Annotated in this window: 12 protein-coding genes; 3 read left to right on the top strand and 9 right to left on the bottom strand. The window is 44.6% G+C overall.

Features of this window, described 5'->3' with window-relative positions; genetic code table 11:
- Positions 1 to 149: 149 nt before the first annotated feature.
- Positions 150 to 680 carry a methylated-DNA--[protein]-cysteine S-methyltransferase gene (locus B5F34_RS11775; RefSeq protein ID WP_087339210.1) on the bottom strand — a complete coding sequence of 177 codons (531 nt, stop codon included), beginning with the start codon at positions 678 to 680 and terminating at the stop codon, positions 150 to 152.
- Between the two features lie 368 nt (positions 681 to 1,048).
- On the opposite strand from B5F34_RS11775, the gene B5F34_RS11770 reads away from it, so the two are divergent.
- From B5F34_RS11770 to B5F34_RS11760, 3 genes are read left to right on the top strand one after another with little or no spacing between them, the layout of a single operon-like run.
- On the top strand, positions 1,049 to 1,615 hold the full coding sequence (locus tag B5F34_RS11770; protein WP_087339274.1) for a DUF5063 domain-containing protein: 567 nt from the start codon (positions 1,049 to 1,051) through the stop codon (positions 1,613 to 1,615).
- 13 nt (positions 1,616 to 1,628) lie between these two features.
- Positions 1,629 to 2,264, top strand: coding sequence for a 3'-5' exonuclease (locus B5F34_RS11765; protein WP_087339205.1), 636 nt, complete (start codon positions 1,629 to 1,631; stop codon positions 2,262 to 2,264).
- 29 nt (positions 2,265 to 2,293) lie between these two features.
- Complete coding sequence (locus B5F34_RS11760; protein ID WP_087339202.1) at positions 2,294 to 3,478, top strand: class I SAM-dependent rRNA methyltransferase; 1,185 nt, start codon at positions 2,294 to 2,296, stop codon at positions 3,476 to 3,478.
- Positions 3,479 to 3,577: 99 nt separating this feature from the next.
- Here B5F34_RS11760 and B5F34_RS11755 read toward each other — a convergent pair whose 3' ends face one another.
- From B5F34_RS11755 to B5F34_RS11720, 8 genes are all read right to left on the bottom strand, one after another.
- Complete coding sequence (locus B5F34_RS11755; RefSeq protein WP_162609331.1) at positions 3,578 to 5,896, bottom strand: SLBB domain-containing protein; 2,319 nt, start codon at positions 5,894 to 5,896, stop codon at positions 3,578 to 3,580.
- A gap of 274 nt (positions 5,897 to 6,170) precedes the next feature.
- A complete protein-coding gene (locus B5F34_RS11750) occupies positions 6,171 to 7,250 on the bottom strand; it encodes a Wzz/FepE/Etk N-terminal domain-containing protein (protein ID WP_087339196.1) in 1,080 nt (359 codons plus the stop codon).
- A 415-nt stretch (positions 7,251 to 7,665) separates the two neighbouring features.
- On the bottom strand, positions 7,666 to 7,893 hold the full coding sequence (locus B5F34_RS11745) for a hypothetical protein (protein ID WP_087339272.1): 228 nt from the start codon (positions 7,891 to 7,893) through the stop codon (positions 7,666 to 7,668).
- 130 nt (positions 7,894 to 8,023) lie between these two features.
- Positions 8,024 to 9,106 carry a DUF1972 domain-containing protein gene (locus B5F34_RS11740; RefSeq protein WP_087339192.1) on the bottom strand — a complete coding sequence of 361 codons (1,083 nt, stop codon included), beginning with the start codon at positions 9,104 to 9,106 and terminating at the stop codon, positions 8,024 to 8,026.
- Positions 9,099 to 10,211: a glycosyltransferase family 4 protein gene (locus tag B5F34_RS11735; protein WP_239448933.1), complete on the bottom strand. Its 1,113-nt coding sequence runs from the start codon at positions 10,209 to 10,211 to the stop codon at positions 9,099 to 9,101. Before B5F34_RS11735 ends, B5F34_RS11740 begins: the two co-directional genes overlap by 8 nt.
- Positions 10,212 to 10,267: 56 nt before the next feature.
- Positions 10,268 to 11,146, bottom strand: coding sequence for a glycosyltransferase (locus tag B5F34_RS11730; RefSeq protein WP_087339189.1), 879 nt, complete (start codon positions 11,144 to 11,146; stop codon positions 10,268 to 10,270).
- 6 nt (positions 11,147 to 11,152) lie between these two features.
- The gene (locus B5F34_RS11725) at positions 11,153 to 12,163 is read right to left on the bottom strand and encodes an O-antigen ligase family protein (RefSeq protein ID WP_140393004.1); all 1,011 of its coding nucleotides are present in this window, start codon (positions 12,161 to 12,163) and stop codon (positions 11,153 to 11,155) included.
- 184 nt (positions 12,164 to 12,347) lie between these two features.
- Positions 12,348 to 13,415 (bottom strand): glycosyltransferase family 1 protein, encoded by a 1,068-nt coding sequence (locus B5F34_RS11720; RefSeq protein ID WP_140393003.1) that lies wholly within the window; start codon positions 13,413 to 13,415, stop codon positions 12,348 to 12,350.
- Between the last annotated feature and the right edge of the window lie 11 nt (positions 13,416 to 13,426).

Raw genomic sequence — 13,426 nt, 5'->3', positions numbered from 1 at the left:
TGTTGACTGTCAGCATGTTATTTCTAACATATAACAAGCCCGCTGCTTATACCCCGGCAGTCGGCTGCTTATAGCCTGGCATCTTTCTACAAAGGACCTACCAGATAATTCGTCCTTATACATCGACATCAGCGTCCGGCATAAGGAGTTTACATCCCCCCTTTATCCAGCATCCCGTCCCGCTCCAATTCCAACAGAAAAAGTTTAGCCTCTGTGCCACCTGCATACCCGGTCAGCGCACCGTTGCTACCTATCACCCGATGGCAGGGTATGAAGACAGAAAGCGCATTGGCCCCATTCGCATTAGCCACGGCACGGACGGCAGACGGCATCCCCAACTGCGCAGCCAATGCCGCGTAAGTCCAAGTCTGTCCGTATGGAATTTCCCTCAACCGTTTCCAGACATCTTTCTGAAACGCTGTTCCCACCTCAAGCAGAGGCAGGTCGAAGACTTGCCTTTTCCGGCTGAAATACTCCTCCAACTGACAGACAGCCTCACGAGTGACCGGCGTAGGAAGGTACTCAAAATCAGCTTTCAAGTAAGCCTGCAAACGTCTGTCCACCCGTCCTGGATGCTTCTCATGCACCCAGTTGCACAGACACAGGCAATCTCTCCAGGAGCCTACCCGCAAATCCCCGCAGGGAGCATGATAAACCTGTACACAAATTTTATCTTTCATCTTTACTTATCGCAAACAAAAGCAAAGATAGTTTTTTCTGCCATACCGTCCATCCTTTTTTCATAATAAATTAAGGAGCGCAGAGACACAAATCAGATTAAGTAAATGTGCAAAATTAAATGACACTAAACACAGAGGCACGGAGACACAGAGTTTTTGTTTTCTTCTCCATAGCTCACAGAGTTATTTTCCCTTCTCCAGTGCAGCGAAGCCGTGAGCTCCGCGTCTCTCCCGCCATTTTTCCGACAGGAAATAACGGAACTCTGCGTCTCCGTGTCTCCGCGTCTCCGCGTTTAAGAAAACTTTGTAAGAACGAAATTTGCGCTTCCCCCCAAATTCCCTTATCTTTGCAAATCAAATTCAGAATCATGAAGAAAGAAAGCCAAACGATATTCGACCGGAACGTCATCGAATTTGTCACCGTAGCCGCCGAGTTCTGTAAATACATGGAACAGGCTGAAGGGGTGCGCCGTCCGGACTTTGTTGACACCACGCTGAAGATACTCCCCCTGCTCTATCTGAAAGCGACTCTGCTGCCACCCTGCGAACCCATAGGCGAAGAGATGCCCGAAGAATGCGTCACGGAAGAAACCTACGAAGTGTTGCGCATGACCGTAGCTGGCATTCTGGCAGAAAAAGACGACTATCTGGATGTGTTTGTAGAAGACATGAAGTACAGCGACCAACCCATCACGCGCTACATCTCCGAAGACTTGGCCGACATCTACCAGGATATCAAGAACTTCATCTTCGTCTTCCGACTGGGACTGAACGAAACCATGCACGACGCACTGGCCATCTGCCAGGAAAACTTCCGCCTCTATTGGGGACAGAAGTTAGTAAACACGCTGCGCGCCCTGCATGAAGTGAGATACCAACAAGGCGAAGACGAACTGTATGATGAGGACACGGAGTTCGACCTCGCTCCACAATAAAATACTGCAACCCATGATTATCCAACGAAGCATTGACAAAGAAATACTGAAAGAGCTGCCGAAGGTCACTTTCCCCGGACAGATACACGTAGTGCAGACCCCGTGGGAGGCAGAAAAAGCCGTGGCCTTTCTGAAACAATACCAGATTGTGGGCATCGACAGCGAAACACGTCCCTCGTTCTCCAAAGGACGGCCGCATAAGGTTGCACTCCTGCAAGTGTCCTCCGAAGACCATTGCTTTCTGTTCCGCCTCAACCTGACCGGACTGACGCTGCCCATCATCAACTTGCTGGAAAGCCCGAATGTCACCAAAGTAGGCCTGTCGCTGAAAGACGATTTCATGATGCTGCACAAGCGGGCTCCCTTTGAACAACGTGCCTGCATCGAACTGCAAGAATACGTCAGAGTCTTCGGCATTGAAGACAAAAGCCTGCAGAAAATATACGGCATACTCTTCGGCGAAAAAATATCAAAAAACCAACAACTCACCAACTGGGAAGCGGACAGGCTGACCGAACCGCAAAAGCTCTATGCCGCCACTGATGCCTGGGCATGCCTCAACATCTACAACCGGCTGGAGGAACTGAAACGCACGGGCGACTTCATGATTGCGGACGACCCACAAACACCTCAACTCCAGACCCCTTGAATTCCCATTAAAATTTAAAATACTTACTTATGCATAAAGTCTACCTGAAACCAGGCAAAGAAGAATCGCTGAAACGCTTTCACCCGTGGGTATTCTCGGGCGCCATTGCACGCATCAACGGAAAGCCCGAAGAAGGAGAAATCGTAGAAGTCTATACATCGAAGAAAGATTTTATCGCCCGCGGACATTTCCAGATAGGAAGCATCGCCGTGCGGGTACTCACATTCCGCGAGGACGAAACGATAGACAACAGCTTCTGGCGGCGTAAACTGGCCACAGCCCGCGAAATGCGACGCAGCATCGGCCTCATCGGACGTACCGACAACAACACCTACCGCTTGGTACATGGCGAAGGCGACAACCTGCCGGGATTGGTGATTGACATCTATGCGCGCACTGCCGTCATGCAGGCTCACTCAGCCGGTATGCACATGGAACGCATGCAGATAGCAGAAGCACTGACCGAAGTGATGCAAGGCGAGGTGGATAACATCTACTATAAATCGGAAACGACCCTCCCCTACAAGGCAGACCTTTTTCCGGAAAACGGTTTCCTGAAAGGAGGAAGCACAGATAACGTGGCCACTGAATACGGGCTGAATTTCCACATAGACTGGCTGAAAGGACAAAAAACCGGCTTCTTCGTAGACCAACGCGAAAACCGTGCCCTGCTGGAAAAGTATGCACACGGACGCACGGTGCTGAACATGTTCTGCTACACCGGAGGATTCTCGGTGTATGCCATGAGAGGCGGTGCCCTGTCGGTACATTCGGTAGACAGCTCGGCCAAGGCCATTGAACTGACCAACAAAAACATCGGCCTGAACTTCCCCGACGATCCGCGCCACAAGGCTTTCGCCGAGGATGCTTTCAAATTCCTGGAACAAATGGACGACAATGCCTACGACCTCATCGTGCTGGATCCGCCTGCCTTTGCCAAGCACCGGGATGCTCTCCGCAACGCCCTGATGGGATACCGCAAACTGAACGCACGGGCTTTCGGGAAAATCAAACCCGGCGGCATACTCTTCACCTTCTCCTGCTCGCAGGCTGTCAGCAAGGAACAGTTCCGCACGGCAGTATTCACGGCAGCCGCCATGTCGGGCAGAAGTGTACGCATCCTGCACCAACTGACCCAGCCTGCCGACCATCCGGTGAATATCTATCACCCGGAAGGGGAATATCTCAAGGGACTGGTGCTCTACGTGGAGTAAAATGTAAGCAACTACTTACCAAAAACGCCGCTATCCGGAGACGCACTTCTGCATTTCCGGATAGCGGCGTTTTTAATAAGCTATGTCTGCCGAACGGCGTTATTTCACCAGATTCATTATCGAGGCTGCCATTGTGCCCAACGAGGCAAACGAAGTGGCATAACCCAGGATGGCCGACAGGTTGGCACCGTTCCGTTTCTTCTTGTTCGGCACCACTATCTCGCAGCCAGGTTCTATCTGACCGCGCCCACGACCTTTCACCTTGGCCACCTGACCGTTCATATAGATTATGAATTTCTTGCTCTTCTTCGCGTGCTGGCTGTAACCGCCCGCCTGGCTCAGGTAATACTTCACACCCTCACCCTGCGCGTATGATACCGTGTTCGGAACCATCACCGCACCGCTTATCTTCACCGTGTTCGTATATTCAGGCACCTGCAGCACATCACCCTCGCGAAGCACCAGGTCCTTGTCGCTGCCCGGACGGGCCAGCGCAGCTTCCAGGTCGATGCCGATGGTATAGGTGTCCTGCACGCGGATGCCCAAGGAGTCCAGCGTGCCCTGACCCAGCTCACGCCCCATCAGTTCGATGACGCTCTGCATGCGGCGCTTCTCGTCGTCGTTGGCCACGCGGGTCAGCTTGGCGCCGCGCACGTATGCTGTAGCTGTCAGGCCGCCGGCCTTCTTCACCAGGTCGCTCAGGCGTTCGGCACGGCTGGTCAGCGAGTAAGTACCGCCAAACACCACCTCGCCCTGCACACGAACGTTCTGCTGAACCTGGTAGCCGGGACTGCGGCGCACGAACACCTGGTCGTAAGGCTGGAGCACGAAACCGGGCTGGCCGTCTATCACGAAGCCGTCCTTCAGCGCGAAGGAGAACATCTGGCCGATGCTGTCCGTGGCATTCAGGCTCTCCGGGTCCTTGATGCGTCTCGACACGTCCACACGCACCGTAGAAGCAGCCTCACGCAGACCGCCGGCCTGGATAATCAGGTCTTCCAGCGTCATGCGGTCGGCATAGGGATAGCTGTCCGGCCTGGCCACCTCACCCGTGATGGTCACACTGCCCAAGTCCTGAAGGTCGTGGATGCTGGGGATATACAGAATGTCGTTCTTATGAAGGGGGATGTCGGGGATGCGGCCTTCCATCAGCGCCTTCACGTCCACGGCAAGCACCTCGGAGGTCATGTCGTCACGCTGGCGCTGCAGCACGGCACGGTTCGTGAAAGCATCGTCCATCAGGCCCTGCGCCTGCCCTATCAGGGCACGAACCGTGTTCACCTTGCCGTCCAGCTCGTAGATGTCGGGACGGTAGACCGCGCCTTTTATCTCCACCTTGTTGGTAAAACGGTTCAGGATGGCACCCACCGTCACCACGTCGCCGTCACGCAGCTCCGTCACCGGGTAGTCTTTCTCCTCCACCGTGCGCACCTCATATTCCTCGCCGTTCTGCCGCACGATGCGCACCGTCTTCGTGTAGGCATCCGCCTCGAAGCCACCGGCATAGTCCAGCAGCGTGGCCAGCGTCTCGTCTTTCCGCATCTCGAACTTCATCGCACGCTTCACCTTGCCGCTCATCTTCACCAGCGACTCATAGGCGGGAACGATGACCACATCGCCTTCCTGCAGACTGATGTCCGACTGCACACGGCCTTCCAGAATGAAGTCGTACACATCCACCGAAGCGATTTTCTTGCCGTTTCTCACCAGCTGCACATCGCGCAGGCTGCCGATGCGGTTCACGCCGCCTGCACGATACAGGGCATGGAACACGGTCGAGAAGGCGGAAAGCGCATACGTGCCCGGCTGCACCACCTCACCCATGATGTTGATCTGGATGGTGCGCGTGTTGCCCAGCGTCACCCGTATCTGGTTATTCTCGTTGCTGTAGACCTTACCCAGCTCTGCTTTCAGGAATCGGCCGGCCTCCTCCACGGTCATGCCGCTCAGGTAGGCAGGCCCCAGTTCCTGCAGGTTGATCGTACCGTCCGGGGAGATGGTCTGCCGGATGGTGTTCTGGCTTGCCCCCCAGATGTCTATCACCACCTCGTCGCCCGGACCCAGCCGGTAGTTGGGCGGAGTGGGCAGGTTGCTGTTCGGCTCAAAAGTCAGGTTGCGCGTGTTGAAGATATTGCGGCCGAACACCTGCTCTTCCTGCGCCAGTTCCTGCGTGGTAGGCTGTTCGTCCAGCATCGCCGAAGTCCCGTCTTTGGTCTCTTCCCGCAGGCGGGCCTCGTTCTGGTCCGTACCAGTCATGGTAGAAGCGGCCGTACCGTTCTGCCGTTCATACTGTTCCTTCACCCGGAGGGCCTGTTCCTTAGTAACGCCCTGGCGGGCAAGCTCGGCGGCTATCTGCTTCTGTTCCTTGCCCTGACGCACGCTCTCTTTCACATACTCCAGCACCTGGCTGTCGCTCATTGACTGGGCACACAGGCTGCCGCCCCCGCCTGCCAGCAGAAGCAGGAGGAATATCCATAGTCTGTTCTTTCTCATATTTATATAAGTAATCAATGGTTTATATCAAACGCAGAGACACAGAGACACAAAGTTCCGTAACGGTCTGTCGGAAAAATGACAGGGAGACCACGGAGTCCGCGGCTTCGCCACACACGGAAGGGAAATTAACCCTGTGAACCGTGAACAAGAAAAAAACTCTGTGCCTCTGTGTCTCTGTGTTAATATCACTTCATCCTCAATTTTTAATTCTCAATTTACCCCAAATGTCTTCCCCGAAGAGAATCCATCCCGCCGTACCGCAGAAGGCCAGGAACACGAAACCGACGAGAATCATCAGCTTCTTCGGACTGGCTGCCTTAATCGGCACCGTGGCAGGATTGACCACAGCAAACACGGGCTTCGCCTCCTGAATCTTGCCGCGCGTCAATTGGAGTTGCTGGGCGGTCTGGCTATACACCTGGTAAGCCAGGTTCATGTCGTTCTGCAGGCGGTCGCCCTCCACCTTCGACTTCTGCGTGTACAGTCCCTTGTTCTCGTCCACGTATGCCGCATATTTCTGCTGCGCCGTGTAGTATTCCGACTGGCGTTCCGTGTACAGTTTCTCCCAGTAGGCACAGTCGTCAATGGCCTTACGCGTCCGGTAGTCCGTCACGTAGTCCTGCAGCTTGCGCACCACGCTGTCAGCAACGGTAGCCGCCACCAGCGGGTCCTGAAGGGTCACCGTGATGGTCGTGATGCCCGTCTTCTTGTCCACCGTGGCAGACATGGAGTGCTTGATGGCTTCCAGCTTCAGTGTTTCTTCCTTTGACAGACGGAAAGGATTCAACGCAGCACTCCCCTCCTCTTCGTCCTTAAACAGGGAAAGGATGCCTCCCACAGCCTTGCCGGGCAGGCTCATCAGCCAGCCCCACCAGGGCTTGCTTTGGGATTCCATGTACTCGTTCAGTGGCATGGACGTGGTTTCTTCACCGTCCTCCACCGTCACCGGCATCCCATACAGCTCCAAGGCAAAAGGGTTGGACGAAAGGATGTCCGGAAAAAGCGTGATGTTCAGCGCATCCGTCTCGCTTCCGCCCAGGTTCACGCCTATCATCGAGGCGATGCCGCCCAGGTTGCCACCCGTGCTGTTCTCGCCCGACTCCGGCGAAAGAGTAACCGTCACGCCATACTGCTTCGGCAAGCTGAAAGCGATGACGAGAGCCACCACGACGGCGATGCCAAACGCTTTATAGAAAGTCTTGCGGCGTTGCCACAACTTCTTGGCCAGTTCGAGCAGGTCGATTTCCTGTTCGGCAGCCTGTTGGTTTTGATCCATAAATATTTATTGATTGAATTGGTTAATATATGCACACCCCCCCCCCGCCGGAATCAAGGGAAACCGGCCAGGGGAATAAAATTACAATGCAATCTTAAGCTTAAAATAACTATATATTCAACGGATTCAGAAGAAACACAATTTCTTTTAGACAATATTCAGAGTTCGTTAAAAAATCGCTTTCTCTGTCTAAGGGAGCGAAGCGAAGCGAAGTCGAAACATCTCCCTAAACGCTATGTGAGTCCCTTCGACTTCGCGAAGTAAGACAGCGCAAATAAGAATGTACGACAGGCTCTAAAGTTTGTCTGCAAATTCAATGAAAAGCATTCCATTTTACTTCTCCTGCCGATGCCTCCTCTACCTTGTAATGAATGGACAATCTTTCAGGTTCAGTGCGGTATCCAACCCGATCCTTCTATTTTTCATCCTTCAACAATTTTCGGATATCCACGTTTCTCAACTCATCCAGACGTTTCTGGCTAAGCCCACCGGTTTCCCAAGCCTTGTTCAGACTCTCATCAAGTTTGTCAAAGAAATAGCGGGAAAGCACCTCTTCTACTTCGGAAAGCCGTTCCTCCGAACCGTCATAAGCAAACATCTTCAGAAGATGTTGCTGAACAGGATTAAAAACTGTTGCTTCCATACCATTTATCATTATAGTCAGAACAAAGTTAAGAAAATTACATGTTATTCCATTTTTCCTGTCACCCTGAGCACAGTCGAAGGGTCTCACTAAGTGATAGGATCACCGATAATGACAACAGAAGAAATAATCATTCATATAAATTCTCATACTGCCAGGCAATTGACATCCAGCAATAACGTCTTTTTGCGATTTCCAACATCGCATCTGCATTAGCAGAATAGTCTGCATAAGGCATATTTAACAAGTTCAGCAACTCATTCTCTGAAGAAAAATAGTTAGCCTTTCCTTCCGTTGTTTCACGGTTATAAACAACATCATAAGCTAATATCGGCTTATGAAAAAACATTGCTTCCACCAACGAAGGATTTGTTCCACCTGCGCTATGCCCATGAATATAAAAATGGCAATTACCGCGCAAAACATTCAATACGCTTAGATCGTAGATGGAAGACAATAATTGAATGTTAGGCAGAGAATTATACTTTGCATACAGTTCTTTTCCATAGGAACTACGTTCCCAGTTACCCACAAACACAAGATATTTGCCTGAACGTGCAAAAGCCTCCAAAGTAACATGGACATTATTTTCCGGTTCAATCCGACACAACGAGAAAGAATATTCCGTATTTTTCAGACCATACTGTTGCAATATGTCTTCTTGAATATCAGACACATCACATAAAACATGGTCACCGCCATAAGCAATCAACTCCGATTCTTTTCCATATTCTTCCTTCACGTAATCTTGAATACCTTTATTATCTGAAACTATTACATCGGCATACTTTACAGCCATATTCTCGGAAAACTTTAGGAAACGGCGTGTCCATTTCCCCCATTTATCGCGGCGATGTTCCAAACCGTCGATATTTATTATCAATTTTTTCTTTGAAAAAAAACGATAAACCGGAAGGAAACAGCAACCGGAAACTCCCAACACAAGGATTACATCACTTCGCCTGGTCGCCTTTATTAAAGAAAATATATCGTATAAAATACTTTGACTCCCATTGGCTTGTAAAGGAATATATTTCAAAGAAGCTCCTTTATATTGGACAATCTTCTGAGGATAACTTTTACTGCTGCAATAAACCGTATATACGATATTGGAAGAAGCATTGTCACCAATGATATTCTCCACCAAAGTCTCAAAGCCTCCATAATTGGCAGGTACACCCACTGTACCAATAATTGCTACGCGCTTACTCATATCCTAAAGCTAACTTATATCCCTGTAAAGTCGCCAAAGCGGTGTCCTCCCATTTATATTTCATCCTAATTTTCTCTAGTAATTCATATCTAAATGGAGACTTAAATGCTTGAATTATTGAATTCCGAATCGAAGTCAAATCATCAGGTTCACAATAGAAAGCATACTCACCAAAATAGTCTTCCGTATCTCCCTTCTTAGTCACTACAATATTTGTTCTCATTATAGCAGCTTCTAAAGAAGACAAACCCGGAGTTTCCATCCAAGAAGCTAAAATATGTACTTTCGCAAGTTTATATAATTGTGGTAACTTTTCATGATCTATTTGCCCTAAAAAAAACATATTATTAGTGGCTTCATTTTTACATTCTTCATAATACTTTTTAAAATTCGCCCCTGCTTTCCCTACAAATACGAATTTATATGGCAAACCCTTAACGGCTCTTATTATATTCAATTGATTTTTACGTCCTTCTATTCTTGATACGCACAAAATACAATCACGGAAACATTCATATTCTTTATCTATAACGACTTTATCATAATCAAATTTTGCTATATCAACCGCATTAGGAACAGATACATAATTATAGTGATGCATGTTAAAATCAGATGCAACACGAAACATCTCTGAATCAGAATTAGGCAAAAAAACATCTACCAAACTAATAATTTTTCTTTGCAATCTTTTATGACCATGCAATAAATAAAAAAATGTTCCTTTATTAAATTCTGCATTTAAAACAGCACGCGCAACTACTTTTAGATATTCTATTTGTGTAATAGATAAGAACTGATTAAGCAATTGCAAAAAACCTCCTCGTGCTTTCTTTTCATACTCTACATATGGACCATATATCGTAGATAAAGCGACCTTCTTATTTTGCCGTTTAGCATTTTTTACTTGCAAATACAGTTCTTGAGGCCTCATCAGATTAAAAACATGAATAATATCATAATCTGAAACATCTGGTTCCAAATCAAGTGTAATATCAACGTGACAACCCAATTTTTCTAAGAACTCTTTAGTCTTCAAAATTTGCGTAGTATCTCCACCTGGAGCTGTAAACAAAGTCTTACGAGACTGAAACAGAATTTTCATCATAAAAAAAGCAGTGAAATTAGCCAAAAGATTAAGAAGTTATTTATATAATATAATTATTAGGATATATTTTCAACACGCTTATTCAATTCATCTATACAGTTAGAAAAATATTCCACTTTATTTACATCCTTTTTTATTTTATACCAGTAACGTAACACTTTCAAAAGTCCTTTCTGATTCTTCAAACAAGATTTGATTTCGCAATTATATTTATTACACAAATACTCTAAAGAATCTATTGAACATTTAAACGAATTAAACGATGTCTGTCTGCCATGAATTAAATGAATATAAGATAACTTTGGAGCGTATCTAATGCAATAGGTACCATATTGCTTTTGCAAACGCCGTTTCACATCAACTTCTTCTCCGTACATAAAGATATGCTCGTCAAACAATCCTATTTGTTCAAATTCATATTTCTTAATAAAAAAACAAGCCCCTGCTATATATTGAAATTTAGGAATAAATATATTATACTTATTCAATAGTTTATCTAGTAACATTGTAAAACAATTCGAAGAAAGCCAATCACAACAATAAGACAAAGAACTCAATGATAAACTTTGAAATTGCTGCATTCCTAATAGAATCAACTTATTGTTAGTATTATAAAGCTCCAATGCTCTCTTAAATATAGGCTCCTTTAAACGAACATCCGGGTTCATTATCATTACAATAGATGCCTTGGCTGCCATAATTCCCACATTATTACCTTGCCCATAGCCATTATTACCACTATTTTCTATCGTAATTACACTAGGATAAAGCCTATTTACTCTTTGTAGAAAAGAAGTTGCATTGAGACTGCAATTATCTACAATTATTACCTCTAGATTCTCTCCTATATCATTATATTGGAACAAAGAATTCAAACATTCATCTATTAATCGCTCAGAATTATATGTGACTATAACAACAGAAATCTGTTTCATAATTATTTAAATATTACAACTAACAATTTTTATTCTTGATAACAATAATGGAGATACTAAAATTAAAGCAAAACATTCCAATGATTGAATAGTGGGCAAAACAGACAGCGCTAGCATAATTGCATATATATATATTCTAATAGGTTTAACCTTCAAAGAATCTGCAAACAACATAAACATGATGAACATATAAATTAGGAAAAAAAGGATTCCTTTATCATACATTAAAATAAAAAAAGAACTTTCCACGTTGTAAATAGTTTCAACTCTTGCCCCAACAGTCCCAGTAGGATAACCAAACAAATAATACTCCGGAAAAGCTTCTATAGCATCTTGTAGCGAAGCAATATGCCCATTCGAAGAAGGGTCATTCCCTGAAAACAAATTTGTAATATAAATATAAAATGGAGTATCTGGAAAATATAATTCAATAATAAAATAGCAAAAGAACAATAGGACCCAAAAAACAATCAATTTTCTGATATTCCGAAATTTACCACAATATAGAAGACCAAAATAAAATAAAGCAGCCAATATTGCACTTTTACTAATTGTTAAAATAAGCGATATAGTCAAAAAGATTAAAACACATTTTTTCTTTTTTATCTCAGATAAATATGCCAAGACAATTCCACTTAGTAAGAATAAACCTAATTGATTTGGACAGCCTATTGGCAAATAAGAACGAAATATTATCCCCCCTGACAAGAAAGAAGTCAAAGGAACTTCCGAGATAAAATAATTTATATGCCCCGTCCAATATATAATATAAAATACTATACTTATAAGTGCCGTTATTAACACAGATTTTATATAAATCTGTTGAAGATATTTCATCGGCATATCATTATGACGATATATATATACCATCAATGCAAACATTAATGGCTCTACATATATTCGTAAAGATTTTAATCCTATCAAAAAATCGCCATTAGGCACACATATTGTCAAATAATAGATAGATAAGCAACAAACTAAAAGGATTAAAAAACGAGTATTCTGATTAACCGCCATCTTCAAACTTATTATTCGAAAAAATAGCACTATAATAAGAAAGATACGCAAAACTGTAAAAACCGGCGGAAGAGAATAATGTTTAAAGATCTCATTCAATAAGAATCCACATGAATACAACAAGAATATCGCATAAAACAAGCTGTAATCAATAGAACTTATCAATAGCCTATTATTCATATAACTACAATATTATATTTAAAACAGCATCTATCTGCTTTAATCGCTCGCCCCATGTATTAGATTTTACAAATAATTGAGAAGCCTCTTTTGTTTTCAAAGGAGAAAATCCGCTGGAAATAATATTCTTAACTATATTCAAACAATCCTCCATATCTTTATACAAATAAACATATTCACCAAATTTCAAGCTCTCAGTATATAAAGGAGCAAGACAGGGACGACCTGAAAGTATATATTCATACAACTTAACTGGATTTACTGATAAAATTAATTGAGTCACTTTAAAGGGCATAATTAAAATATCAGCCTCATCCATTACAGAAAATACAATATCATGTTGAATAATCCCACAGTAATGTATTTTTGTATCACTTGGAATTTCTATATCTTTTGGACCAAAAAGATATAATTCCAAATTAGGTATATTTTTCTGTAGAAAGATTATCAATTCAAAATCAAACCATTCTGATATTGTACCTATATATACCATTTTCACCCCTTTACCAATAGGGATTAAACCCGTATTTTTTACTACACTGCAAGGAAGAGAATCCCGTACAGCATTGTTTACGACAAATAAGTTATTCCTATCAAAATATCGAGTTTTTAATACAGAAAGCAGATAATCAGAAGAACAAAAAACGGCATCAGCTTTTTTATATAATGACCTTTCCAATTGAATTACTATTTCCTTATTAGAATCTGGAAATTCCAACATATCATCCATACAATCATAGATAACCCTTTTACCTTCTAAATATTTATACATCCTTTGAGGAAGCATTAAAGGAGAAGTAAACCAAATGCAATCATTTCTTTTTATGTATTTTTTAACTTGAAGATTATATAGATTCCTATTTATTATCCTCACAAAAGAAAAGCGTTCAAATGGCAAACGAAATAGTTCGACAACCTTAGCATGCGTATTGTTTGATGGATAAGCTTTAAATGATCTTGGGCAAATAATTGTCACATCATATCTATCATTTAGACCTTCTGCTATAAAATGAGGCCGCTGCTTAATCCAACCCCAAGGAATATGCATCAAATACAAAATTCTTTTACTCATTCTAATAAAAA

It is taken from the genome of Mediterranea sp. An20 (assembly GCF_002160055.1).
GTDB classification, from domain to species: Bacteria; Bacteroidota; Bacteroidia; order Bacteroidales; family Bacteroidaceae; genus Bacteroides; species Bacteroides avicola.
This window is presented reverse-complemented; position numbering and strand designations above follow the sequence as displayed.